General features: G+C 48.8%; 25 protein-coding genes. 19 read left to right on the forward strand and 6 right to left on the reverse strand.

All coding sequences use genetic code 11. The features are described 5' to 3' along the window. Positions 1–6: 6 nt before the first annotated feature. Positions 7–870, reverse strand: a complete 864-nt coding sequence (locus tag ACIFO6_RS21410) for a class I SAM-dependent methyltransferase (protein WP_430043685.1) — start codon at positions 868–870, stop codon at positions 7–9. Between the two features lie 330 nt (positions 871–1200). Here ACIFO6_RS21410 and araA point away from each other — a divergent pair, with 330 nt between their 5' ends. The 11 genes from araA (at position 1201) to ACIFO6_RS21465 (ending at position 13868) form a co-directional block, all read left to right on the forward strand. Continuing rightward, positions 1201–2682: an L-arabinose isomerase gene (gene araA, locus ACIFO6_RS21415; protein ID WP_430043687.1), complete on the forward strand. Its 1482-nt coding sequence runs from the start codon at positions 1201–1203 to the stop codon at positions 2680–2682. 210 nt (positions 2683–2892) lie between these two features. Further along, positions 2893–3351: a flavodoxin gene (locus tag ACIFO6_RS21420; RefSeq protein WP_430043689.1), complete on the forward strand. Its 459-nt coding sequence runs from the start codon at positions 2893–2895 to the stop codon at positions 3349–3351. 20 nt (positions 3352–3371) lie between these two features. Next, positions 3372–4190, forward strand: a complete 819-nt coding sequence (locus ACIFO6_RS21425) for a hypothetical protein (protein WP_430043691.1) — start codon at positions 3372–3374, stop codon at positions 4188–4190. 360 nt (positions 4191–4550) lie between these two features. Then, complete coding sequence (locus tag ACIFO6_RS21430; RefSeq protein ID WP_430043693.1) at positions 4551–5204, forward strand: HlyD family efflux transporter periplasmic adaptor subunit; 654 nt, start codon at positions 4551–4553, stop codon at positions 5202–5204. 15 nt (positions 5205–5219) lie between these two features. Beyond that, on the forward strand, positions 5220–6740 hold the full coding sequence (locus tag ACIFO6_RS21435) for a DHA2 family efflux MFS transporter permease subunit (RefSeq protein ID WP_430043694.1): 1521 nt from the start codon (positions 5220–5222) through the stop codon (positions 6738–6740). 65 nt (positions 6741–6805) lie between these two features. Continuing rightward, complete coding sequence (locus tag ACIFO6_RS21440; RefSeq protein WP_430043696.1) at positions 6806–8272, forward strand: efflux RND transporter periplasmic adaptor subunit; 1467 nt, start codon at positions 6806–6808, stop codon at positions 8270–8272. Between the two features lie 249 nt (positions 8273–8521). Beyond that, positions 8522–9364 carry an STM4015 family protein gene (locus ACIFO6_RS21445; protein WP_430043698.1) on the forward strand — a complete coding sequence of 281 codons (843 nt, stop codon included), beginning with the start codon at positions 8522–8524 and terminating at the stop codon, positions 9362–9364. 18 nt (positions 9365–9382) lie between these two features. Beyond that, positions 9383–10720, forward strand: a complete 1338-nt coding sequence (locus ACIFO6_RS21450; RefSeq protein WP_430043699.1) for an STM4014 family protein — start codon at positions 9383–9385, stop codon at positions 10718–10720. Beyond that, positions 10717–11499, forward strand: a complete 783-nt coding sequence (locus ACIFO6_RS21455; protein WP_430043701.1) for an STM4013/SEN3800 family hydrolase — start codon at positions 10717–10719, stop codon at positions 11497–11499. The genes ACIFO6_RS21450 and ACIFO6_RS21455 overlap by 4 nt, the downstream gene beginning before the upstream one ends. Before the next feature lie 69 nt (positions 11500–11568). Then, positions 11569–12993, forward strand: coding sequence for an STM4012 family radical SAM protein (locus ACIFO6_RS21460; RefSeq protein WP_430043702.1), 1425 nt, complete (start codon positions 11569–11571; stop codon positions 12991–12993). Next, entirely contained in the window at positions 12990–13868 is an 879-nt protein-coding gene (locus ACIFO6_RS21465; protein ID WP_430043705.1) for an STM4011 family radical SAM protein, read from the forward strand. The genes ACIFO6_RS21460 and ACIFO6_RS21465 overlap by 4 nt, the downstream gene beginning before the upstream one ends. Positions 13869–13968: 100 nt before the next feature. Here the strand turns inward: ACIFO6_RS21465 and ACIFO6_RS21470 are convergent, their stop codons facing one another. From ACIFO6_RS21470 to ACIFO6_RS21485, 4 genes are all read right to left on the reverse strand, one after another. Next, positions 13969–14250 carry a YxcD family protein gene (locus tag ACIFO6_RS21470; RefSeq protein WP_430043707.1) on the reverse strand — a complete coding sequence of 94 codons (282 nt, stop codon included), beginning with the start codon at positions 14248–14250 and terminating at the stop codon, positions 13969–13971. A 3-nt stretch (positions 14251–14253) separates the two neighbouring features. After that, positions 14254–14709, reverse strand: a complete 456-nt coding sequence (locus ACIFO6_RS21475; protein ID WP_430043710.1) for a hypothetical protein — start codon at positions 14707–14709, stop codon at positions 14254–14256. A gap of 155 nt (positions 14710–14864) precedes the next feature. Next, positions 14865–15431 (reverse strand): PadR family transcriptional regulator, encoded by a 567-nt coding sequence (locus ACIFO6_RS21480; RefSeq protein WP_430043711.1) that lies wholly within the window; start codon positions 15429–15431, stop codon positions 14865–14867. A gap of 247 nt (positions 15432–15678) precedes the next feature. After that, positions 15679–16242, reverse strand: coding sequence for a beta-class carbonic anhydrase (locus ACIFO6_RS21485; protein WP_430043713.1), 564 nt, complete (start codon positions 16240–16242; stop codon positions 15679–15681). Positions 16243–16498: 256 nt separating this feature from the next. Between ACIFO6_RS21485 and ACIFO6_RS21490 the strand changes: the two genes are divergently transcribed. From ACIFO6_RS21490 to ACIFO6_RS21510, 5 genes are all read left to right on the forward strand, one after another. Then, entirely contained in the window at positions 16499–18016 is a 1518-nt protein-coding gene (locus ACIFO6_RS21490; RefSeq protein ID WP_430043715.1) for a carboxypeptidase M32, read from the forward strand. Between the two features lie 145 nt (positions 18017–18161). Beyond that, positions 18162–19250 (forward strand): ABC transporter substrate-binding protein, encoded by a 1089-nt coding sequence (locus ACIFO6_RS21495; protein WP_430043717.1) that lies wholly within the window; start codon positions 18162–18164, stop codon positions 19248–19250. Beyond that, the gene (locus tag ACIFO6_RS21500) at positions 19247–20059 is read left to right on the forward strand and encodes an ABC transporter ATP-binding protein (protein ID WP_430043719.1); all 813 of its coding nucleotides are present in this window, start codon (positions 19247–19249) and stop codon (positions 20057–20059) included. The genes ACIFO6_RS21495 and ACIFO6_RS21500 overlap by 4 nt, the downstream gene beginning before the upstream one ends. An 8-nt stretch (positions 20060–20067) precedes the next feature. Beyond that, complete coding sequence (locus tag ACIFO6_RS21505; RefSeq protein WP_430043721.1) at positions 20068–20901, forward strand: ABC transporter permease; 834 nt, start codon at positions 20068–20070, stop codon at positions 20899–20901. A gap of 135 nt (positions 20902–21036) precedes the next feature. Further along, positions 21037–21993 carry an aromatic acid exporter family protein gene (locus ACIFO6_RS21510; RefSeq protein WP_430043723.1) on the forward strand — a complete coding sequence of 319 codons (957 nt, stop codon included), beginning with the start codon at positions 21037–21039 and terminating at the stop codon, positions 21991–21993. Between the two features lie 29 nt (positions 21994–22022). Here ACIFO6_RS21510 and ACIFO6_RS21515 read toward each other — a convergent pair whose 3' ends face one another. Next, the gene (locus tag ACIFO6_RS21515) at positions 22023–23333 is read right to left on the reverse strand and encodes an amino acid permease (RefSeq protein ID WP_430043725.1); all 1311 of its coding nucleotides are present in this window, start codon (positions 23331–23333) and stop codon (positions 22023–22025) included. A 115-nt stretch (positions 23334–23448) separates the two neighbouring features. On the opposite strand from ACIFO6_RS21515, the gene ACIFO6_RS21520 reads away from it, so the two are divergent. The 3 genes from ACIFO6_RS21520 to ACIFO6_RS21530 all read left to right on the forward strand — a co-directional run bounded on the left by ACIFO6_RS21520 (position 23449) and on the right by ACIFO6_RS21530 (position 26401). Then, a complete protein-coding gene (locus tag ACIFO6_RS21520) occupies positions 23449–24345 on the forward strand; it encodes a LysR family transcriptional regulator (protein WP_430043727.1) in 897 nt (298 codons plus the stop codon). Between the two features lie 130 nt (positions 24346–24475). Beyond that, positions 24476–25033, forward strand: coding sequence for an outer spore coat protein CotE (locus tag ACIFO6_RS21525; protein WP_014281435.1), 558 nt, complete (start codon positions 24476–24478; stop codon positions 25031–25033). 132 nt (positions 25034–25165) lie between these two features. Beyond that, positions 25166–26401 (forward strand): putative amidoligase domain-containing protein, encoded by a 1236-nt coding sequence (locus tag ACIFO6_RS21530; protein ID WP_430043730.1) that lies wholly within the window; start codon positions 25166–25168, stop codon positions 26399–26401. The last annotated feature ends 95 nt before the right edge of the window (positions 26402–26496 follow it).

A 26496-nucleotide genomic window follows, 5' to 3' on the forward strand; every position in this document is an offset into this window, starting at 1 on the left:
GAGGAATTAAGCCTCCCAGCGTCCGAGAATACCGCATGGCAGGTTCAAGCCCGAGCGGGTGATCGGCAATCCGATTTCACCAGCACTGATTTGACCGCCGTACTTTTGCTGCATCGTCATGCTCAGCATGTTGCGCAGTACGGTAGGGGAAATACCCGTGGTATAGGAGTTAATCAGCATGAATAGCGGTTGATCGGAAATGATACTCATGCAGGATTCCAGGAACGGATACAGGCTTTCTTCCAGTTTCCACGTCTCACCGTTGGGTCCGCGCCCGTAGGAAGGAGGGTCCATAATGATCGCATCATATCGGTTTCCCCGGCGTTGTTCACGTTGCACGAATTTGAACACATCGTCCGTAATGAAGCGTACCGGACGGTCGGCCAAGCCGGACAATTGCACATTCTCCTTCGCCCACTGTACCATGCCCTTGGCGGCGTCCACGTGAACTACACTGGCCCCGGCATACGCTGCGGCAGTAGTGGCTCCCCCAGTGTAGGCGAACAGGTTCAGTACCGAAATCGGTCTGCCAGCGCCTTTAATCTTATCCATCATCCAGCTCCAGTTCGCTGCTTGCTCCGGAAAAAGACCAGTATGCTTGAAGCTGGTCGGTTTAATGTGGAATTTAAGCGGCCCGTAGCTGATCGTCCAGCGCTCGGGAGTAGGCTTTTTCATATCCCAGCTACCGCCCCCGGAGGAACTGCGATGGTAATGTCCATGAACATCGCGCCACTCGGCTGTTTCTTGGGACAACGGCCATATAATTTGCGGATCAGGCCGCCGCAGGACAATATCGCCCCAACGCTCCAGTTTTTCGCCGCCGCCTGTATCCACTACTTCATAATATTTCCATTCTTGTGCTACATACATGTACAATCCATCCTTCAGCAGTCAATTCAGGATTCCGGCAGTCCTCTGCACAAAAATCCTCATATGGAATCTATTGTACAACAAACCTTAGCAACAATCGAATGATTCCGTGGTGAAGCAAACAGCCTGAAAGGCCAAAAATATTTTTTTGCCGAATACACTTGTAATTAGAGCGCTTCCATATTAAAATGAAATCAATCCCACTTGTACGTACAACTAATCATTTTTCATCATAATGTTGAGAAAAATATTAGATTGTACGTACATAATATTTTATCTATGAATACAGCTGCAATTATACTTATTTCCTGACTGGAGGAATTTTTAATTATGAAACCGTTTAAATTTTGGTTTGCTACAGGAAGTCAGCATTTGTATGGACCCGAGACGCTCGATCAGGTACAAGAGCATTCTCGTCAAATTGTAGAGGGATTGAACCGTAGTGGTCATTTACCGTTTGAAGTGGTACTCAAGCCGGTTCTGACGAATTCCGACGCGATTCGTCGTCTCATTATTGATGCGAACGGAGATGACCTGTGTGCAGGGATTATTACCTGGATGCATACTTTTTCTCCGGCGAAAATGTGGATTGCTGGCTTGACGCGTCTGGCAAAGCCTTTGTTGCACCTGCATACTCAATTTAACCGTGATATCCCTTGGGATAGTATTGATATGGACTTTATGAACCTGAACCAATCCGCGCATGGTGATCGTGAATTTGGTTTTATCGGTGCCCGTCTGGGTGTAACTCGCAAAGTCGTCGTAGGCTATTGGGAGGAAGAAGGCGTTCAGAAACGCATCGGAGGATGGATGTCTACGGCTGCTGCTTATAGCGAAAGCCAAAATCTCAAAGTAGCCCGTTTTGGTGACAATATGCGTGAAGTAGCTGTAACCGACGGCAACAAAGTATCTGCTCAGGCCCAGTTGGGCTGGTCCATCAACGGCTATGGTGTGGGTGATCTGGTTGAGGTCGTTAATAACGTGTCAGAGGGGGATATCAACTCTCTGTTCGAAGAGTATAACGACCTGTATGAGTTGTCCGCAGAAGCCAAGCAACCGGGTGCAGTACGTGATTCTATTTTGGAGCAGGCTCGTATTGAGCTGGGCTTGAAAAAGTTTTTACAGGATGGAGAATTCGGGGCCTTTACGACGACGTTTGAAGACCTGCATGGTCTGAAACAACTGCCTGGTTTGGCGGTTCAGCGTTTGATGGCTCAAGGCTACGGATTCGGTGGCGAAGGTGACTGGAAAACGGCAGCATTGACACGTCTGATGAAGCTGATGGCGAATAACGTGGATACTTCCTTTATGGAAGATTACACCTATCATTTGGAGCCGGGCAATGAACTGAATTTGGGTTCTCATATGCTGGAGGTATGTCCGACGATTGCTGTGAACAAACCGCGTATTGATGTTCAACCGTTGGGTATTGGTGGCAAAGCCGATCCGGCTCGTCTTATTTTTGAAGGCAAACCGGGTAAGGCGCTCGTAGCATCCATCATTGAGCTGGGAGGACGTTATCGTCTGATCATTAACCAAATCCATGCTGTGGAAAATAAAAACCAAATGCCGAAGCTGCCTGTAGCCAGCGTTTTGTGGAAACCAGAGCCTTCGCTGGAAGTGTCCGCAGAAGCATGGATTCATGCGGGTGGAGCGCATCATACGGTGTTGTCCTATGCTGTAACCACAGAGCAATTGCTGGATTACGCAGAGCTGACAGGCATAGAAGCCGTCGTCATTGACAACAACACGAACATCCGTCAGTTCCGTCAGGAGCTGCAATGGAATGAACTGTACTGGCGTAATAAATAATGGATGCAATATATAAACAAGCTGCTTGTTGAAGCAGCTTACTCATAGGGTTTATCTGCGAACAGCCGCATGCTATGCGGCTGTTTTGCGTATGTTGGACCATGTGTAAAACACATATTTGAAATTAATATTTGACAATGATAATCATTATCAAATATTATTTGAGTAATAGGGAATGAATGCGTTCCATATGTCAAACAAAAGTGAGGGATGAACTTGGGTAAAATCATGATTGCTTATGCCAGTATGACTGGTAATACAGAGGAAATCGCAGAATTGATCGCCGAAGGCGTCCGCCAGGCAGGACATGAGGCGGAGTTGAAGGCTTCGTATGATTGCAGCGCGCAGGAACTGCTCGGTTATGACGGGTTCCTGTTGGGTGTATATACATGGGGAGATGGTGAGCTTCCTGATGAATTTTTAGATTTTTACGAGGAACTGGATGAGCTTGATCTATCTGGTAAAAAGACCGCTGTATTTGGCAGTGGAGATACATCCTATACACTATTCTGCGGCGCGGTTGATCTGGTAGAGGAAAAAGTCAAAGAACGTGGCGCAGCTGTTGTTCAGGAGAGCTTGAAGATCGAATTCAACCCACTGGACGATGAGAAGGAAAATTGCCGGGCTTACGGAAGACAATTTGCACAGGCTGGTATTGGGGTGTCCTGAGAAGAGAGCGAGGGATAGGTATGCGCAACAGCGATAGCTTAAGCGGCTTTCCTCTTCTGCACGACTACCAGCTTGAGGAGATGTGGAGAACTCCGCAGTCTACACGTCAATCGCAGGGAAAACGCGGGCGTGAAGGCTGGAATTGGAGGCAGCGGGTTCAATATGCGGTAGGGCATGCGCTAAATGAATACTTCGGTATGGAAGTAGAGGTGCGGCGGGAAATCCCCGTCCAGTACGTACTGGAGAAATGGTGGCCCACACAGCCAGTCGGCTTCGAATCGTTGTTCCATTATTGGGACGTCAAAAATAAAGTGTCAGGCGAGCTGTCTAACATTTGTGCGTTAAATAGGGACTTGTCAGTGCCGGTGATGTTGTACGAGCAATTTTGCACGTCGGTCCCTGAGCTTGAGGTTGACATTTCACTTATTGTACAGTCGGCCTGGCAACTGTCAGCTGGAGCGGATTCCTTACTGATTCAGAAGTACATCGTGGATTATAATCCCAACGTTATTCATACATTTCAACATTTGACGAATGTTTTTTGTTATTATGCATTTGGCGCTCTTCCGCAGCTTATGGAGGTCTACTGTTTGCTGGAAGGCAAAAAAGTCCGCTTTATGCCTGGTGCTGCTTCTTTACAGCAATCTTTGGATTACGTTCAGTTATTGCGGGACTCCAGAAAGGATGTACACGCGACAACAGAACGATGTCGTTGCGGAGCCTGCATAGAGGAACAACGATCACAGGGCAATAGCAACAGGATGGATAAGAACAAAAAAGAGCAGCAGGAGGCCAAAAACCGTAAAGAACGGTTGTTGGGACCTATGCTTTTCTCTTAGTACATTTTTTAACCCTTTAAATGCGAATAATCCCTTTTCATTGAAGAAGCCTTGGGAAACAAGGCTCTTTTTTATGAAATTTTTTTTGAAAAACTGAAAATTTATATTGCCTGAATAGATAAATATAACTATAATACTTCAATGTAAGATATTTATATGAAAATATTTAAATATAAAAGGAGACGATGTGTGTGTGCATAGTCAAGGATTACCTACCTACATAGATCATGTTCTTTCTCTAAGCATGGTATCCTGCTATGTGCTTATTTTACGTTCACGATTGGTTTGATGGCCTAATATTTCAAAATTAAAATATTAGCGTTGAATAATAAAATTTTTTGGACAACAGGGGTGGAAGAAGTGAGTAAGAAAACCGTACTGCCAATTCTCATCATACTGCTCATTCTGAGCGGCGGAACCATTGGCTACTATTATTGGTATCAGGCAACACACTTTGTTAAGAGTGACGATGCACGTATTCAAGCGGATCAATATAAGGTAATGCCGCAAATTTCCGGAGAGATTACACACATTGATGTGGAGGAAGGCGATGTTCTTCAGCGCAATGAACCGATTGCCGAGCAGGATGTATCGGGGCTGGATTCCAGCATGATCAGCAAGTCTGTACTGCGTGCGCCGATCAATGGTACCGTTATTAAGATTTATTCGAAGGAGCATGAAATCGGTTCTCCGGGCAGTGCTGTTGCGACCATGGTTGATATGAACAGCCTGTATGTCTCCACGAATATTGAAGAAACCGATATTGACCGCATTAAACCGGGACAGCTTGTTGACATTACGCTTGATGCAGCAGGTGACAAGACGATTCAAGGCAAAGTTCGCAAAGTGGGCGAAGCCTCAAATGCGGTGTTCTCGCTCATTCCTGCGGTAAACACAAGCGGTAACTTTAACAAGGTGACCCAGCGTGTGCCTGTAGAAATAGCTGTTAACAAGCCGAAGGATATGAAGCTCATTCCAGGAACGAACGTGGAAGTTAAAATCCATACATCTTAAAAAGGAGGGGTCCATGTGGCTGCCAATGAAACTGCTGCTGCTCCTTCGACAGATTCCTCCAAAGAACGCTGGCTTGCTTTTTTTGCCATCGTTTTAGGCGCCTTTGTCGCCATTCTGAACAACAGTCTGATCAATGTCGCCATTCCTCGATTGACGACGGACTTAGGATCAACGACGACACGTATTCAGTGGGTTATTACAGGTTACACGCTTGCATCTGGTGTAATCGTCCCGATTACCGGATATATGGAGCAGCGCATCGGATACAAAAAGTTTTTAATACTTGCGCTCAGCGTGTTCTCGCTGGGAACGGGAATATGTATTTTTGCATGGAGTGATTCTTCCCTGATCGCGGCACGGGTGCTGGCTGGTCTGGGAGGCGGTGTTATTATGCCGCTGAGTATGACGATTATTTACAAAATCATGCCGCGTGAACAAATCGGGATGTCCCTCGGGATATGGGGGATCGCCGCAATGGCGGCTCCAGCCGTTGGACCTACACTGAGTGGCTATTTAATTGAATGGTTTAACTGGCGTTTCTTGTTTATTGTCAGTGTGCCGGTAGCTTTATTTGCAATTTTAATGGTTATTCTTCTGATCAAGGAGCCGCCTAAAGCAACACCGAAGCCATTTGATTTGCCGGGCTTTTTGCTGGCCGCAACTTGCGCAGGAACACTCTTGTACGCACTGACCAACGGTCAGCATGATGGCTGGACTTCTTTTAAAATTGTCTCTCTACTGTTCATCGCCTTCTGGGCGCTTGTCTTTCTTATTTATGTGGAAAGCGGAAAAGACAATGCTGTAATCGAAATTTCATTATTTAAAAACTCAAAATATACGATTAGTGTCATTGCCTCCAGTCTGGTCATGATGGGGATGTACGGAGGAACGTTTTTGACACCGTTGTTTTTGCAAAATATTCAGCATGTGTCACCGATTGATACCGGAATCATCCTCATTCCACAGGCGATTGCAATGGCGGCTATGATGCCGATTGCCGGGCGGTTATTTGATAAGTTCGGCATTGTGCCTCTGGGACTTGTTGGCCTGACGCTGACCAGCTTTATGACATATCATTTGCATCAGCTTACGCCAGACACACCGCATATTTGGCTGGAAACCGTAATGGCATTTCGGGGCCTGGGAATCGGTATTTGTATGATGCCATTGTCTACAGTCGGTATGAACGCTGTTCATCCGAGTAAAGTAGCGAATGCGTCTACAGCATCCAATCTGGTGCGTACCGTTGCAGCTTCTATGGCTATTGCAGTGTTGACAGCGATTATGCAAAGCCGTTCGGCAGCTCATGCTCAACAAATTTCGGAGACTGTTACACCGGACGCGGCTCATGCGCTGCAAGCGTCGTTGGGTAGCTCATGGATGTCATCCGTAAGTAGCTTAATCACACTGGATGCCACATCAAGAGGAATTGCGGATACGTTCCTCATTTCATCCATACCGCTCTTTTGCACGATTCCACTAATCTTTTTGTTTATTCAAAGGAAGAAAGCAAAAACACAGCCGGAAGCTTTATAAAGAACTACAAAATATCGACTGGATGGCTTACATTATTTCCACGGACAGAAAGAAAGGGAATTATCATGAAAATATTGAGAGTAGAAAGTACATTAGCGGCCTTAGTGCTCAGCGGCGCAATGCTGGCAGGCTGCTCCAGTAATAGCGGCGCGGCACAGGATATGGTCGTTCCTGTCAAGATCAGCCAAGCGCAGCAGGGTATCATTGGGCAAGGGAACATTTATACAGGAACGGTAACACCTTCAGAGACGGTGAATATCGTTCCAAAAGTGGGCGGTAAAGTAGTTGAACTGCCTGTGGATATTGGCGCAGAGGTCAAAAAAGGTCAAGTGCTGTTCAAGCTTGATGACAAGGACATGCGGAATAATGTAGCGAAGGCCCGCGCCGCCGCTGCAGCAGCAGCAGCAGGAGTGAGCTCTGCTCAGGCATCCCATGAATCGACGATGGTTCAAGCCAACTCGGGCGTAGTACAATCCAAAAGCGGCGTGATTCAGTCCCAAAGCTCAATCAATCAGGCGCAGGGAGCCATTAATCAGGCTACTACAGCCGTAGAACAGGCGACACACGGCGTTTCCTCAGCGGCCAATACGGTGAAGCAAACGCAGCAAGCCTTGGCGGATGCTCAGAAAAATGTAACGCGTACACAAAGCCTGTTTGATGCGGGTGCGAGTACGCAAGCACAATTGGAACAAGCAAAAACAGCCGTTGTGAACGCAGAAGCGACATACAACAATGCGCAAAATGCACAGGCTAATGCCCAGGACCAACTGGTGGCTGCTCAGAAGGCGCTCACTACGGCCCGTAACAGCTACGATTCAGCAAAAAACAGCTACAGTAATGCTAACAGCGGTTACAGCAATGCACAAAATCAACTGAAGGTATCTCAAAATACAGCGGTTATCGAGTCCAGCCAACAGTCTCTCAAGCAGGCTCAGCTAAATGTGAGCATTGCTCAGGACGCACTCGACGATACCGTGATTACATCACCGATTAACGGTATTGTAGGTACAAAAAATGCAGAAGTAGGCGAAATGGTATCCGCACAGACGCCTGCGCTGGTCATTGCCAACCTGAGTACAGTTAATACACTGATCTATGTACCGGCAGAGCAGATCAACAATGTAAAAGCAGGCGACAAGGTACAGGTACGTGTAGCAGCTTCCAATATTGTGACAACAGGTACAGTGAAAAATGTAAGTCCGTTGGACGCAAGTGGAAAAGGATATCCTGTGGAAATTTCGGTGGCTAATCCGGACGTGAGACTGAAATCCGGTATGCTGGCTGATATCAGCTTTGTCGCTGCGAATGCACAAGAAGGTATTGTCGTTCCTACTGCAGCGATTCAAAAGGATCAGGGCAAGCAATATGTATACGTTGTGAATGGTGACCATGCGAAACGCAAGGAAGTGAAGACAGTTCAAACGACAGGCTCACAAACACTGGTTACCAGTGGGCTGAGCAACGAAGAGAGTGTAATCGTGAATAATCTGGCATTGCTGTCGGATAACTCGCCAATCACCATTAGCCAATAATTCGGCTTCAAAATCTATTGTGTTATATAGTAGAGATTTATTTGGGGAGTATCAGCCTAGGGCAGACTGGAGTAATTTTACCGGGCTGCCCTAGGCTGATTTCATGCGTACATTTTACATAGGATTAATGTCGATAGGGGTCTATTTTTGACGAACATTGGTATGATAGGATAGACTAAACTGGGAATAGATAGTTTACAAGGTAGGGATTTATTACATTTTTAAATCAGTGATCGGAGGTATTACGAGATGGAAGTAAAGCTGGTTGTAGATTATGATGCTTATGAGAAGGGTCAAACGATGGCTAAGTCCATTGAAGAACAGGCAGTCAAGCCAGAGAGTGCAGAAATAACGGATTTGATTATTGGAGACTGGGGCGGAGCCTACGAACAATCGCCGGAGGATTTTATTCCGGTACTGGTAAAGCACAAAGATCAATTTCCGAAGCTGCGTAAGCTGTTTATCGGGGATATGGAATATGATGAGTGTGAGGTTTCGTGGATTAATCAGACGAATCTGTCTCCGCTGCTGGAGGCGTTTCCAGCATTGGAATCCTTTTATGCCAAAGGAAGTCAGAACTTGAGCCTGGAACCGTTGCGGCATAGCCATCTTCAGGAATTGGTTATTATTTGCGGAGGCTTGCCAGCGAGTGTCATTCAGGAGATTCGCAATGCCGAGCTGCCAGAGCTGCGCAAGCTGGAGCTGTACTTGGGCGTGGACGAATACGGTTTTGACGGTGGTCTGGAGGACGTATTACCGTTCCTGAACGATAATCTTTTTCCCAAGCTGACTTACTTGGGGCTGAAGGATAGTGAAATACAGGATGAAATTGCGATTGCTGCGGCAAACGCACCCGTGATTGGACAACTGGAGGTGCTTGATCTGTCTCAAGGCACGTTGTCCGATAAAGGGGCAGAGGCACTACTCGCTAGTGAAAGCATCAAAGGGCTGAAGCACCTGGATTTGAGCTATCATTATATGTCTGATGAAATGATGAAACGTTGGAAAAGCTCAGGACTGAATGTGAATGTGGAGGATCAGCAGCAAGCGGACGAGGAAGATGATTGGCGTTATCCATCGTTGACGGAGTAAGTGAGGTGAGGCGGCTTTATGGCTGGGATATCAGACAGTAATGTCAGCGAGCCGTTTATTTTGTTCGGCAATCCAGGGAATCGGCGGACCACAGGACTACAGGAGGCGCGAAGCAGATTGAAGCTGTCGCCAGCTGTTGAGATTTCCTATAAAAATGTGCTGGAAGCCATCCGGGAGAAGCAAAGTCTGGACGAACTGATGGTCCGAATAGCTGGACAGTCTGCGTCAGACGGTGTAAATGCTAGTGTTTATGTGCAAGAGAGCATCCGTCAGTTACAGACGGGGCGGGCGGACATTAGTCCGCTGCTTCGTCTGGATGCACCGGGTGAAAGCTTTGAGGTAGAGCGTGAATTGATTGCTTTGGGAGCCCCGGATGCGGAGGGAGACGATTCTTTGTTGCCGTGGGCAGAATTAGCACATGACCCAGGTATATTGGCGTCAGAAGCGCGAGGCCTGCTGGAGCAGCACGGTCGTATTTGGCACCCGGCACAATGGTTCCGGGGCTATTGCCGTCTGTTGGCGTGGCTACAGCAAGAAGCGGCCCTGCTATGGCCCTCCTCGCGCTGGATGAATGATCCAGTGGAAGTGGCTGTGATGTTCGACAAACGGCGTTGCAGCGTCGTATTGGACAAGGCGGGCATAAGGGTTCCGCCTGTGCTTTCACCACCAGACGGTACCTTTCGTGATGTTGCTGATCTGCACGCAGCGATGATGGAAAGCGGGGTTCACCGCCTGTTTGTGAAAATATTTTGCGGGTCCGGTGCTTCTGGTGTAATAGCTTATCAGGTGCATCCGCGGACACGGGCAGAACTGGCGGTAACCACCATTGGAACGGAAATCGTACACGGACAGCGTGTGTATTACAATGCCGGACGCTTGCGCCGTTATACGGACAAGCAGGACATTCATGCTATCCTGGGCTGGCTATGCTCGGAAGGGGTGCATGTGGAGCGCTGGATACCTAAAGCGAGTCTGAGCGGACGTGTTTACGATGTACGCCAGCTCGTTTGCGGATCAGAGGCTTGTCATGCTGTTTTACGTTTAAGCCGAGGCCCCATTACGAATCTGCATTTGCGCAATGAACGGCTGTTGCTGGAGGACGCCGGGTTGCCGCAGGATACGATAGAATCGGTGCAGCAGACTGCGGAAGCCGCAATGAGCGCTTTTCCGGCGTCTATGGTTGCTGGGCTGGATGTGCTGGTTCCGGCGCATGGCGGTCGTCCCTACGTGCTGGATGTAAATCCGTTCGGAGACCTGCTATACCGTGTAAAACATCAGGGCTGGAATCCTTATGAATGGGAAATGCTGCATCTCGCCAATGGGACTTCAACTTTGGAAAGGAAAGACTTGTTATGACCGATATGAACCAGATTGTCGGTTCTCATGATATTGTCATGATTACGCTCGACACGCTGCGTTACGATGTAGCCAAGCTGGAGGAAGAGAACTGTCCGAACCTGTGCGAGTCCGGGCCGTGGGAAAAACGCCATACGCCGGGCAGCTTTACCTATGCTGCACATCATGCGTTTTTTGGCGGATTCTTACCTACACCAGCCAATACAGATAAGGCCTCTCACATACGGCTGTTTCATACAAAAGATACGGGACTGCGAACGCATCCGCATACGTGGCTGTTTGATGCACCGGATATTGTATCCGGGCTGGCGGGTGAGGGCTACCGGACGATCTGCATTGGTGGAGTTATTTTTTTTACAAAAAAAAACAAGCTTGCCAAGGTGTTGCCGGGGTATTTTCAGGAAAGCTACTGGCGTATGACCTTCGGCGTTACGAATCCCCGTTCGACGGAGCATCAGGTGAATCATGCCCTAAAGCTGCTGGAGAAGGCGGACCCGGCGCAGCGGCTGTTTTTGTTCCTGAATGTTTCAGCTATTCATGGCCCTAATCACTATTTTCTGGAGGGCCCAGCCAAGGATTCCGTGGAGTCCCAACGTGCAGCCTTGCGTTATGTGGATGGGCAGCTTGGACGTTTGTTCGACGCTTTACGAAACCGGGGGAAGACATTTTGCATGGCCTTTTCCGATCATGGTACGGCTTATGGGGAAGACGGCTACGAAGGGCATCGTCTGGCGCATGAGGTCGTATGGAATGTGCCTTACCGCGAATTTGTATTGTAGGGTAAAAGAAATGATAGACTGCACTGGTAAAATGTAAAGAAATCAATCCAGCGCGAGGAGGGAGCAGAAATGAAAGCCATGAATCTGAATCACTCGCTTCTAACGGGAGCAGGAGCCAATCCCCCTGCGGGGCTGGACACAAACTCGACATCAAGGTCTTCATGGCCTGAGAACCCTGCCCAATGGGCACGCACGATCCGTGAAGCTCCCTACCGCTCCTATTTGTACTCTTACCCGCATAAAACGGCCTATCGGTCGTTTGATACACCACTCTCACTGCAAGAATTGTGGGAGAAGGAGGAGCTGGAGAGCTATTTTTTGTATATGCATATTCCGTTTTGCGCGGCTCGTTGCGGGTTTTGTAACCTGTTCACTTTGCCGGACAAGCGGCTGGATGTGCATAAGGAGTATGTGGATGCGCTTGAAAGACAAGCTCGCCAATGGGCGCCAATCATGGGTGGTCGGCCGTTTTCACGCTTTGCCATCGGCGGTGGCACGCCAACCTTGCTGGAGGCTCCTTTGGTCGAACGATTGTTTGACATTGCGGAAAATCTGATGGGTTTAGACCCTGAGCATGCTTCCATTTCGGTGGAAACGTCGCCGGATACGGTAACCGAAGATCGGCTGGAGGTGCTCAAGCGGCGTCGAACGGACCGTGTCAGCATGGGGATTCAGAGCTTTGTGGAGTCGGAGAGTGCGGCCATATACCGTCCTCAGAAGCCCAAGCTTGTGCGTGAAGCGCTTGCGCGGCTGGTGGAGTACGATTTTCCACTGTTGAACGTAGATCTGATCTATGGTCTCCCCGGTCAAACGGCGGAAACGTGGCTGTATTCTCTGGAAGAGGCGTTATCTTACGCACCGGGTGAAATTTTTATTTACCCATTATACATTCGGGAAAATACGATTTTAAAGCCGGGCTATACCGGGCTGGAGCATGATATTCGTCTCAGCTTGTACGAAGTAGCACGTGAAAGACTCAAACAGGCGGGATATGTACAATATTCCATGCGCCGTTTTGCCAAAAATGATGATGCACCCGGCAAGGAGCTGCTGCCATACAGCTGTCAGGAGGAAGGCATGGCCGGTCTGGGCTGCGGTGCGCGCTCCTATACGCGTAATGTCCACTATGCCAGCCGATACGGTGTTAGTGCAGCGGCAACGCGTGGCATTATTGCTGATTATGTCGCCGCCGAGCGTCATGATCTGGCTGATTACGGCTTTATTTTAAATGTGGAGGAGAGCAAGCGGCGTTTTATTCTGAAGGCACTTCTCCATCGTGAAGGTCTGGAGCTATCTGCTTACGCCGCGCGCTTCGATGCGTCTTTGGCGGATGATTTTGCAGGAATGTCCTTGTTATTGGAATCTGGTATGGCAGTGGTTGTAGACGACACATTGCGACTGACCGAGGAAGGAATGGCTTATTCCGATGCGATTGGCGACTGGATGATATCCACGGCAGTACGGGAGCGAATGGAAGGCTACGTAGGCGCATGAGAGCAACCCTATATTATCGTGGCTCGTTGACTTCCTGCAACTATACTTGCTCTTACTGTCCGTTCAGCAAAAACGTGGATAGCCGTGAGACATTGCACAAGGATCGGGCGCAACTGGAGCGTTTTGCCGATTGGGTACGGGAGCAGGGAACTTTGGGGCATCGACTTTCCATTTTTTTTAACCCGTATGGAGAAGCTCTGATTCATTCCTGGTACCGCAAAACCATGATTGAGTTTTCCCATATGGCGCATGTAGATAAAGTGGCTGTACAGACGAATTTGTCCACTAAGCTGGATTGGGCCAAGGAATTGAATCCGAGGACGGCTGCGTTGTGGGCGACGTATCATCCGGGAGAGACGAAGGAGCAGGCTTTTATATCTCAAGGCATGAAGCTATATGAACTTGGTATTTCCTACAGTGTCGGCACCGTGGGATTGAGGCAGGCTTTTCCCGCTATTCATTCCTTACGATCACAGCTTCCGAAGGATGTTTATTTGTGGGTCAACGCTTATAAGGATCGACCACATTATTATAGCGATGCCGAGATTGCTAAATTAACGGCTATAGATCCCTATTTCCAATGGAATTTGCAGGATTACAGCAGTCAGGGACGGGCGTGTCGTGCTGGGGAGGATGTATTTTACGTACAGGGTGACGGACGTGTAAAACATTGCTACCAGGATCGGCGAGTGCTGGGTCACTTGTACAGAGATGGCCTTGAAGGAATAAGCGCCAAGCGCCCGTGCCGGATGAAGGAATGCGGCTGTTATATCGGGTACATTCATATGGAGGAGCAACCGTTTCGGGAAATGTACGGCAGTGGTCTGCTCGAAAGGGCACCCCAGGTTCCTGTATCCTCAGCTCCACATATTTAGCATGGTCCTATAGAACGTAAAAATGAACCGACCCTTGCATTAAGCGAAGGTCGGTTCTTCCGTTTCACTGCATATTTTGTTAGGTGACTCTACACTTGATTCAGTCAGTCTGGACAATAGCTGTAATTTCTTCGTCCAGATCCAGTCTGACCTGCTCGCGATAGGCACGGATATTGTACTCGGAATGCAGGTATCTCAGGATGGCCTCAATCATGTTGGCTTCCACCAGATACTGGCTGCGACCCTGTACATGGACTTCTGCTGAGTATCCTGTATCCTCTTCCCAGCTTAATTCTACTGTCACATCATTGGGCTGGACACCTTTGCGTTCAGCCATATGCAGACAGATGGCGTTTACAATTTCATCCATACTTAAAATCATAACTTAGTAACGTCCTCCACGGGAATCATCAGGTCTGCGACGATTTTTAATCGCACGGTAGATACCTACTCCGACCATGATCAGGACGTATATAGCGAGAACGTTGACCGCAAGGCCAAGCAAGCTGCCCAATGCGCCCATATTACCGAACAGTCCGCCGAAGAGCATACCTGCCAAGCCACCCAGCATCATGCCCTTCAGGAATCCGCCGCCACCACCAAGGAATCCACCCGTTCTGCTTGCATTACCCGCAGTTGCACTGGATTTGGATCCGCTATCAGACTTATTGACTCCGTTGTTGTTAGTGGCCTTGCTCGGTGTAGATTGGTACGATTTTGGCCCGGATTTAAATCCGCCGCCTCGCCTCGCGTCAGCTGTAGATGGTGCGACCATAACAATCAGCAGGGTAAAAGCCATCATCAGCATCATCATATTTTTAAAAGTAAAAGTTTTTTTCATGTAAATATAATCCCCCTTGGTATGTTGGTTTGATATAGGTCAAACAGCCGCTTACCAGTAATACGAAACGGATAGAAAAGGGTTTCAAAAAAATTAAAACATTCAAATTTTATTGATATATAAAGCCTATGCTGAATGGACTAAAGCATTCTGTCTTACGGTTTAAGTGAAAATGGATTAGTATCCGCTCTTACATCTCCGGCAAGCAGCATACGCAGTACCATTTGGCACCACTCCAGACCCGCTTTGGCATTCATAAGCCCTTTTTGCACGAGAATGTAATCGCCGAAGCTTTTGCTGCCAAAATGCAGATCCTCGTCGGGAATGTCGTTCAGAATATCCTCAAGGTGCCGTATTCGCTGAATAAAATGACGCTTGCGTTCCTCCAGCATACGGTTGGCACTGCTTTTGTCCGTCAGCCAGAGACAGAACAGCCGCAGACTTAATTCGTCCCGTGTGACCGGAGCGGCCAGTGATTCCTGGGACCATTGCTGAAGCATATGAATTCCCTTGTCTGTAATGGTATACATTTTTTTATCAGGTTTGTCGGACTGCTGAATCCAGCGGGAAGCAAGCAATTCCTTGCTTTCCATACGCGCTAGCAGTGGATAGATCTGACTGTGCTTAGCCTGCCAAAAAGGCTGGATACGCAGCATCAGATCATAGCCGGAGGATTCTTCTCTGGCGAGAAGGCCCAACAGACCATACGATAGTAAATTCATAGATTTTATCTCCTTCATCCATCTTAGTAACGGTTATAACGGCTCTACGGCAGGTGTTCTGCCGCTTCATGAAAAGTGTACACTGAAACTGTATGGTTTGACAACTTTCAGATAGGCCGTTCACAGGTTAGCCAAAATTAACTCCGATCATCATACACTCATATGTGCTTATTTTCATAAAAAAGAGGGTATCTTTAGGCCGTTTTATGACCTAAATATACCCTCTTTAACGTTAATTATAGGATTTTTACTGCTTATTTCCATCAACAACCAGCGTCAGCTCCCCGGTGTCCGGATGGATGACCATACCGTGAACAGGTGCATTAGGCGGAAGCAAGGGGTGATTCTTAATAAGCTTTACAGTACTTCTAACCCCTTCCTCGATGTTGTCAAAACCTTTCAGCCATTTATTTAGTTTAATTCCTGCATTCTCCAAAGTGCTTAGTACCTCTTGTGAAATCCCACGCTCCAGCATTTCATTGACCATGTGGTCGGCATTCAGCGCGGCCATACCGCATTCGTAATGGCCTATGACGAGCACTTCATCCGCTTCCAGCTCATACAGGGCAACGAGCACACTACGCATAACGCTTCCAAAAGGCTGGGAGATAATCGCACCCGCATTTTTAATAATTTTGACATCACCATTGCGCAGATTCATGGCTTTGGGCAGCAGTTCGGTCAGACGCGTATCCATACAGGTAATGATGACCATTCTTTTATTGGGGAACTTGCCTGTACGATAGGCTTCGTATTCTTTGTTTTCCACGAAAACGCGATTGTATTCCAAAATCTCTTTGATGTGATCCACGATTGTTCCCTCCGTATGCTATTTAATGTTGAACTATTTTTTGCAGCAGACCAGCATGGAAAAAGCCTAATCCAGGTTTTAGCAGGCCGGAAATCAGGCTGTACCCCTTGACAAATATGTACTATCTGACGGGTTTTCGAAGCCTTCAGGAGCTGGTCGCAAATGTTGTGTGTTGATTATACTTTTTAATATAAGTATCATCAAGTATAAGAAGTATAAAGTTTTATCCATTTTTAGATAAGAGGTGACCTCGATTATGGCGCAACAGACGTTGGATCAATTGGCAGCTTTAAAAGAATTAGCACACAAAATCAAAAGTTATGGTGAGGCCGTGGGCTTGATGCACTGGGACTTACGGACAGGTGCTCCGCGCAAGGGCGTTGATATTCGTTCGGAAACGTTGGGTATGTTGTCCACTGAGATGTTCAAGCTGATTATTTCGGATGAAATGGGACAATTGCTGCAATTTTTTACAGCAGAAGACAAACTGGAGCAACTGGAGGAAAATGATCGCAGACTGGTGGAAGAATGCCGCAAAAATTATGAGCTGAACCGTTCGGTTCCGGCTGACCGTTACCGGGAATACAGCGTACTCGCTGCTCAGGCGGAGAGCAAGTGGGAGGATGCCAAGGAACATAGCGATTTTGCCGGATTCGAGCCTTATTTGTCTAAAATCGTAGAGATGAAGCGAGAGTTTATCGGTTATTGGGGAGTCAAGAACACGGAATACGACACGCTTTTGGATCAATATGAACCGGATATGACGGTAGAGAAGCTGGATGCTGTGTTTGATCGTCTCAAAAAGCGTCTGGTGCCGCTTTTGTCTAAAATTCAGGCTTCACCAAACCAGCCGGACAAGAGCTTTCTGGATGGTGTGTTTGATGTAAAGCAGCAAGAGAAGTTCGGCCTGTTCATTTTGAGACAGATGGGTTATGATTTCGACGCAGGTCGTTTGGATGAGAGCGTGCATCCTTTTGCGACAGGATTAAATCCGGGCGATGTGCGTATAACAACACATTATTTGCAAGATGATGTGACTAGCGCGATTTTCAGCTCATTGCATGAAGGTGGTCATGCGCTGTATGAGCAAAATATTGCGCCTGAGCTGGCAGGATCGCTGCTTTCTGAAGGAACCTCCATGGGGATACATGAATCCCAGTCTCGCTTGTGGGAAAATATGATTGGACGCAGCCGTGCTTTTTGGGATCGGTATTATACTGACCTGCAAAAGCATTTTCCAGACCGTCTGGCAAAGGTCACGGCAGATCAGTTCTACCTGGCCGTTAATCGTGTGGAAAATTCACTGATTCGTATTGAAGCGGATGAGCTAACATATAACTTACATATCATTATCCGCTATGAAATTGAAAAAATGCTGTTTAATGAAAAGCTGGATGTGAAGCGCCTTTCAGAAGTATGGAATGCGAAATATAAGGAATATCTGGGAATTCTACCGCCGGATGACGGGCATGGCGTTCTACAGGATGTTCACTGGTCCGGTGGTGCTTTTGGTTATTTTGCCTCTTACTCGCTTGGCAATATGTATGCAGCGCAAATTTTGGCGACACTGCGCAAGGAGCTGCCAAATCTGGATGAGCTGATTGCTGCTGGAGAGCTGGAGCCGATCAAGCAATGGTTGACTGAACGGATCTACCGTTATGGTAAGAGCCGGACGCCGTCCGAGCTGATTGTAGCCATTACGGGCGAGGATCTGAACCCGGATTATCTGGCTGATTATCTGGAAGAAAAATATACCTCCATATATAAGCTGTGATTTACTAGCTGTCATATCATCATTGGTGCATCTACCCCGCGTTCCTGGGCGAACGTGGGTTTTTTTTGTGTGATTAACCATTGAGTAGGCAGTCGCATAACAATATATGAAGTCTATAATGCAAAAAGGTGGGGAGGGAACAGGGATGAACATCGGCGCTCGTTTTAAAGCTGTGGGGGCTGCGGCACTGCTCGGGTTGCTGCTGCTCGGCGGGTGCGCACACAAAGGGGAGCAGACGATTGAGATCAGACTGGGTGAAGTAGCTCGAACGGTCTTTTATGCGCCACAGTATGTAGCCTTGAGCCAAGGGATGTTTGCTCAGGAGGAACTGGATGTCCAACTGGCGACGATTCCCGGTGGCGACAAGACGATGACGGCGTTGCTGTCCAATCAGGCGGATATCGCGCTTATCGGTGCGGAAACATCTATTTATGTGTATCAGCAAGGGGCAGAGGACCCCATCATTAATTTTGCACAACTGACGCAGACGGACGGAACCTTTTTATTTGCCCGGCAAATGCAGGCTAGCTTTGACTGGGAAAAGCTGAAAGGGCAAAATTTTCTTGGACAGCGCAAGGGTGGGATGCCACAAATGTCGTTGGAATTTGCACTGCGCAAACACGGCATTGATCCACATAAGGATTTGAAGCTGATTCAAAATATTGATTTTGCCAATGTTGCCTCTGCTTTCGGTTCCGGTACAGGGGATTATGTGCAGTTATTCGAGCCACAGGCATCTATTTTCGAAAAAGAAGGCCGGGGACGCGTAGTGGCCTCCATTGGTGTGGAGAGCGGCGAGCTGCCTTATACCGTATATATGGCTAAACGAAGCTATCTGAACGAAAATGGCGAGGCCGTACAAAAATTTACGAAGGCTGTATATCAGGCACAGCAGTGGATTGCCACGCATTCACCTGAGCAGATTGCTGAAGCCATTATGCCCTATTTCAAGGACACAGATCTGGCGGTTTTGACCAGTAGTGTCAAGCGGTATAAGGAACAAGGCACCTATGCCCTGAATCCAATGATTGAGGAAAAAGAATGGAAGAATTTGCAGGATGTTATGACTTCGGCGGGCGAGCTGAAAAGTCCAGTTGCGCTGGATCAACTGGTGAACCGAAGCTTTGCAGAGAAGGCGATTGCAGCAAGCTCATCAGGGAATGCCGACCAGCCTGCAAAAGCGGGAACAAATGGAGCCGCTGATACAGGTGAAGACGCCGGAGGCTCGCCATGACAGAAGAATGGAGTTGTCTTATTTCGGATGCAACGGTCCCGGTGGTGGAGCTGAAGCAAGTAACGCATGTGTATGTAACAGACCGGGAGGCCTCGCTTGCGGTTGAGGATATCGACTTTGCTGTAGGGACAGGAGAGTTTATCAGTTTGGTTGGCCCAAGCGGCTGCGGCAAAACGACAATCCTGTCCATGATCGCCGGATTATTGCGACCGGCGATGGGCCAAGTGCTGCTGCAAGGTCAGCCCGTAAATGGTCCGAGTCTGGAGGTCGGCTACATGCTGCAGCAGGATTATCTGTTTCCGTGGCGTACGATCATGGATAATGCGTTATTGGGTCTGGAACTGGGCAATCGGGTAGATGAAGCCTCGCGTGAACGGACCCGACTGCTGCTGGAAGGCATGGGGCTGGGAGGGAAGGAGCATCTGCATCCGTCCCAGTTATCCGGGGGGATGCGCCAGCGTGTGGCGTTGGTACGGACGCTTGCGACTAATCCAGGGCTGCTGCTGCTGGATGAGCCATTCTCCGCGCTGGATTATCAGACCAAGCTCCAACTGGAAGACCTGATTGCCGAAACCTTGCGTGAGCGGGGGAAGACGGCTATTTTGGTCACACACGATTTGGCCGAGGCGATTGCGGTCAGTGACCGGATTATTGTGCTGGGCCGAAATCCGGGCCACATCCGGCGTACCTTTGCAATTCCGGATGCGATCCGGGAAGTTCAGCCTTTTTATGCGCGCGAGCAGCCGGGCTTTAATGAGCTTTTTCATGAAATATGGGGTGAACTGGAGGCTTCGGGAGCAAAGGAGTGAGTCAAAGGATGAAGGGCGAAGATGATCGGCTTGGACAACACTGGATTCAAGGGCTGTATCAGGAGTGCCGACGCAGAAGGCGTTCGGAGCGGCGGTTGGTAACGGGTGTACAGACAGCCATTTTAGTTTTTTTATTCGTGTTGTGGGAAATTGCGGGTCGGATGAAATGGATTGATGTACTACTGTTTAGCTATCCAAGCAAAATATTTACCCAAATTGGCAAGGATGCGGTCAGCGGTGAGCTGTGGGGGCATGTCGGTGTCACGGTTGGAGAGACGTTGGTGGGTTTTTTACTGGGAACGCTGCTGGGGACACTGCTGGCTGTGCTAATCTGGTGGTCGCCGTTTCTTTCGAAGGTACTGGACCCCTATATGGTTGTCTTCAACAGTATGCCCAAGGTGGCGCTGGGGCCCATTTTTATCGTCATGTTCGGAGCCGGATTTACCGCTATTTTAATGACGACCCTCTCGATTACGGTCATTATTACGACGTTAGTTGTGTATAACAGCTTTCAGGAAGTGGACTCGAATCTGATCAAAGTGGTTCGCACATTTGGTGGATCGCGGCGCGATACGTTTAGCAAGGTGATTTTGCCTGCGTCCTTTCCGGCTATCGTCTCTACACTAAAGGTGAATGTCGGTATGGCCTGGGTTGGCGTGATCGTCGGTGAATTTCTGGTAGCTAAAAACGGGTTGGGCTATTTAATCATCTATGGCTTCCAGGTATTCAATTTTACGCTGGTGATGTCCAGTCTGCTTATCATTGCGGTCGTAGCGACACTGATGTATCAGGCGGTCGTGTATGTCGAGCGTCTGCTGCTATCTGATCGTCCTCAGCGATAAGAATCAAACTTCTATACAGTTCAGGATTTTTCAAATTCCTCATTTGTGTAAAATGTGAAAATAAAGTACCATGAAAATGAAAATGATTCAAAGTTTACGAAAACAGATTTCATCCAGAGAGGACAGAATTTTTTCATGGGCTTTCGTACGATTAAAACAGCTATTGCCGCATTAATGGCCGTACTGATTGCGGATGGTTTTGGCATTCATGGAGCCACCTCGGCAGGGCTTTTGGCTATTTTGGGGGTCGATGTCACGCGCAAAAGAAGCCTCCGTACCATTTCGGCGAGATTTTTTGCATCCGTTGTGGGGCTTCTTTTTGCTTGTGTTTTGTTTGTTGTATTCGGATTCCATGATTGGGTACTGGCATTATATATTTTATCGGCGTTTCCGGTCATTGTACGGGTGGGCTTTAAGGAAGGAATTGTCACGGGTTCGGTTGTGGTTTTCCGTGTGTTCAGCGGTGGTGTGATTGATATGCAGGTGCTGCTGACCCAGCTGTGTCTGCTGGTCATCGGACTGGGGTCCGCGATGGTTGTCAATTTGGCCTACATGCCACGCTCCGATAACACCATGCAGCAAATCCGGCAGGAAGTAGACCGGACGTTTTCCATTATATTCACAAATATGGCCAATACATTACGCAGTCCAGCATACATATGGGATGGCAAGGAAGTTATAGAAGCGAACAGCGTCATAGCCAGAGGGGTGACCGAGGCAGGGCGTTCATTGGAAAATCAGATGCTTCGTCCGCAAGAGGGCTGGAATGTGTATTTTTATATGCGCAGGGAACAACTGGATTCGATTCAAAATATGATGCAGCTGATCTCGCAAATGTATCAGCATATGCCGCAGGCCAAACTTTTGGTCGAGCTATTCGATCAGCTCAGCAATGACGTCCTGGCCGGGCATTATACGGGACAGACGGAGAAGCTGCTGGAGCAGGTACGTGAGGAATTCAAAAAAATGGAGCTTCCCGCAACCCGGGAGGAGTTCGAAATTCGTTCGACACTGTTGCAGCTTACACATGAATTACATCAGTATTTAAAAATTGCTAAAAAGGACAAGGCCCCCACTCCAGTCAAAGCTTAGAATCGGGGCCCAATCTAAACGGCTACTGTCTAACGATGGACAGTAGCTTTTTCTTGTTCAGTGATGACGGACGCAGCAGGAAGGGGTCGTTTGTGCCGAATTCGACCTGCAATCCATATGGCAACGGTGATCAGGCAAGGATAAAGCATGGCCCAGCCGACAAAGGGGAACACCACCGCCGTCGAGATGAATGACACCCAACTAATGGCTACGCCCCAGCGATTACCCCGTAGCAGCTTGATACCCGCAGCACACCCGCCCAGATAGGTCAGGATAAAGGTGGCGTTGGGGAACTGGATCAGGTTGGTAAGTGAAACAGTACCGCTACCGTAAAGAGACATAATGATGACGAAACAAAGGAAGAGAAACGCGATACCCCCAATTGGCGTATGAAAACGTCGGGACAAGAGGCCCATCCAGCGGAAGGCGTGTCCTTGCCGGGATAAGGCATACGCGACGCGTGAAGCAGCACCTACATAAGCGATAATTGTAGCTGTACAAATAAAGATGCCCGTCAGGCCCGCGATCACTGCGCCCCACGGACCAATAGCCCGGCTAATCACCCATACGAGCGAAGCATCTGATCCACCTGCAAGGTAGCTTTGTGTCCCGACTGTAGCCAGTGCAGTAAAAAAATAAAGCAGGCCAACGATGATGGCTGCAACGGTGACACCCTTAACAGCCGCCCGCTGAGGATTGGTGAATTCCTCCGACAAATGGGAGACGGCTTCCCAGCCGATGAAGCACCAGAACAGAATCGCGGCTGCCTGACCGACAGGAAGCCAACCGTGCGGAGCAAACGGTGTGAAGTGTACGGTTTTCATCTGAGGCAGCGCTGCGGCAATGGCGAAGATGAGGACAGCAACAATAGCAATAACAACGGCGATCTGAATACGTCCCGCAACTTTCATCCCGACCCAGTTAATGATCAGTCCAACCGCCAGCATGGCAGCAGCCAATCCCATGCGGCTCCCCTCTCCCCAGCCCATGGCGGCGGTCATATAGCCAGCTCCGGTGAGTGCGGCAACAGGTGCCCCAATCGGAACTGACATCAGAAAAAACCATCCGATATAAGAGCCTGCACGTGGTGAAAAAGCCAGCGTAACAAAATGTGAAACCCCTCCAGCGTTCGGGAATTTGGCGGACAGCAGTCCCATGGACAGGGCCATTGGCAAGATGAGCAGGGTCATAAAGCCCCACGCCAGTAGTGATGCCGGACCCGCCATTTCGGCAGCAAGACCGGGCACAATCAATATTCCCGAACCCAGCACCGCCCCGATATATAGTGCAATGGCCTGTGGAAGACCAATGGTGGATTGTAGTTTATGTTCATTTGTCATGCAGGTAAGCCTTCTTTCTCTTGTCATTTCTTTCAGCTTATCAGATAATCAATCTATCGGAAAAACGGAATATAACGATGGCTTGCATCGAAAAAAACGATTGAAGGAGCAACTTATGGAATCACGGCATTTGTTTACGTTTTTAAATGTGGTTGAGGCAGGCAGTTTTACCCGGGCGGCGCGTATACTGGACTATGCACAATCAAGTATAACTGCTCAAATTCAGACGCTGGAGACAGAGCTGGGCACACCTCTTTTTGACCGCATAGGTAAGAAAATCATGCTCACAGATGCCGGACGACGCTTGTTGCCCTATGCGCAGGAGATTTCCAAGATGCACGCCCTTGCCAAGGATGCGCTACGTTCAGAAACGGTGCTGACGGGCACACTGAAAATCGGAGCGCCAGAGTCGCTGGCCGCTTTCCGCCTGCCGAGCCTGATCCGTGAGTACAGGGAGCGATATCCGAAGGTAAAAATCGTGCTTAAACCCGGTGAATGCTGGGAATTGCGTGATATGACCCGCTCAGGTGAGCTGGATTTGGCTTTTTTGCTTCAGCCGGAAACAGAGGATAGAGAACTGCATGTTACTACGCTCATTCATGAGCCGATGGCATTGGTCGCACCATTGGGTCATCGACTGGCTTCCTATAATAAAGTAGAGCCAGCTGATTTGAAGGACGAAACCATTTTGCACACAGAGACGGGCTGCACCTATCGTATCCTTTTTGAACGGTATTTGAACAGACACGGAATTTTTGCAGACCCAAGTCTGGAGTTTTGGAGTATTGAAGCGATCAAGCAATGTGTCATGGTCGGATTGGGCGTTGCGCTGCTTCCGCTGGTTACGGTGCAAAATGAGCTGCGTGAAGGGAAGATGATGCGTTTAAGCTGGGATGACAGCGAACAGCAGGTGGCTACCCAGGTCGCCTATCACACGAAAAAGTGGAAATCCCCGGCGCTCAGCGAATTTTTACGGATTGTCGAGCAGCATGTAATACATTGGCGTGCATGAGTTCAAGCCATTAGGGCATAAGCTTATACAAATAATATTTTTTCCTTTTCGCCTATTCACTCAACATTCGCCCACAACCTGCATACATATGTATGGAATGATTGATTGATTGTATGGAGGAGGTTCAAGTATGGCATTAAGTCATAAAAATCGTAGAGAGATTATTACAAAAGCGATCTGCGGTAAAGGTCGCAAATTCTCTACCGTAACCCATACCGTAACTCCGCCTAATAATCCGACCAGCATTTTGGGGGCGTGGATTATTAACCACCAGTATGAGGCTGTGGCGGCTGGAGACGGCATTGAGGTCGTGGGGACGTATGATATCAATATCTGGTACTCATACGATAAAAACTCGCAGACCGATGTGGCTAAGGAAACGGTGTCGTACGTGGAAAATGTGCCGCTCTCGTATCTTGATCCGAAACATCGGGCGTCTACAGTGGAAGTATCCGCCGAGGCGACACAGGAGCCAAGCTGCGTTGAGGCCAGTGTGTCTTCAGGGGGCGGCAGCGTAATTATCCGGGTCGAGCGGGAATTTGCGGTGGAACTGGTGGCAGAAACGAAGATTGTTGTAGAAGTATTCCCGAATGGCAGCAGTGACGATTTTGACAAGGACTATGATTTTGGAGCGGAAGAAGGGGACTATGAGGAGCTCGACCCCGACCTCATCGACGACGAGCTCTGACGGAAGTAACCCAAAAGAGGGCCGCTTTACTCTTTGCGCCGGCTGAGACTGCGCAGGGGCAAAGGCCCTCCTTTTTGTTGTGTAGGGAAGGGAAATCGTTCAATCTTCCGTAATCTGGTAGGGAGGGGGAAGATGATGCAGCAGGCGGGACAGGCGCTTAGACGCTTCAGACAGATGTCGGATGATGAAAAGCAGCGCAGGCTGGAACGCTCCGGCATATTGGTTCGCTGGACTGACGATAACACAGCAGATTTTGCGGTAGGCTATGCGGTGCAGATCCATCAGCTACGAATGCTGGAAATTCGAAGACGCACGATTGAAGGACACTCCAAAGTCCGCGCGTATAATCCGTCTGCGTTGGATAGCAGCTCTCAGCTGTCCGTCCGAATGGAGCGTCTGGCTGTACGCACTTTGTACACACTCGGCCTCGACAGTGGCGAGGTGACGCTGACACTGCTGGGCGAGCGCATTTGTCAGGTGCGTGAAGTCGTGGCCCAGCCATGGCTAAATGATAGACGCCTAGACACGCTATTTGAAGACGCCGCTCGCGAAGAGGATGTTCAGGGGCAGGGCCTTCAAGCGGGACAAGGGGATAAACAGCTGCTAATCGGAATGGACCCTGAGTTTGTACTGGTCCGCATGCCGGAAGGTCGGGTCGTACCGGCTTCGCGATATTTGGGCCGCTTTGGCGTGGCGGGATGCGATGCGGTTACGCGCCGGGGTCGGACGTTGTACCCGGTTGCTGAGCTTCGGCCCGCACCAAGTGGCGATCCGGCTCTTTTGCTGACCCATTTACGCCGTGCCTTTGCGGCAGCAGCCCGGCGAATTGCCGATCGTACGCTAATTTGGCAAGCAGGCGGAATGCCGCAGTCCGGTTTTCCGCTGGGAGGGCATCTGCATTTTAGCGGAATTCCGCTGAACGGGTCTCTGCTACGTGCGCTGGACAATTATTTAGCGCTGCCTTTGGCGTTGTTAGAAGATGAACGCGCAGCCCGGCGCAGACCGCATTACGGCAATTTGGGCGATTTTCGCCGCCAACCGTATGGAGGTTTTGAATACCGTACACTACCCAGCTTTCTTGTTTCGCCGCAGCTCGCTAAAGGCGTGATTGGAATGGCTTTTCTCATCGCGTCTCAATATCCGCGCTTGCAGGGTAGGCCACTGGATGAGGAAAAGGCCCATAGAGCTTTTTATGAAGGAAATCGGATTGTGCTGGGGGAATATATGGAGCCTCTTATTTTGGATATCGTTTCACTGGATGTTTATCCACAATATAAAGCTTATGTAGGGCCTTTACTGGACAGCCTGCGTCAAGGGAAACAATGGGATGAATCGCGGGATTTGCGTCCGTTTTGGAAGCTTTCGTAAAATCTGTGATGTTGTCTGCGATACTTGCATGTTATCGACTGTCATTTTTGCTATAATGAAAGGTAATGTAAGTTTAAACGGAACAATGTGTGGGG

This window comes from Paenibacillus sp. NRS-1781 (assembly GCF_050467745.1).
In the GTDB taxonomy this organism is placed as follows: Bacteria; Bacillota; Bacilli; order Paenibacillales; family Paenibacillaceae; genus Paenibacillus; species Paenibacillus terrae_A.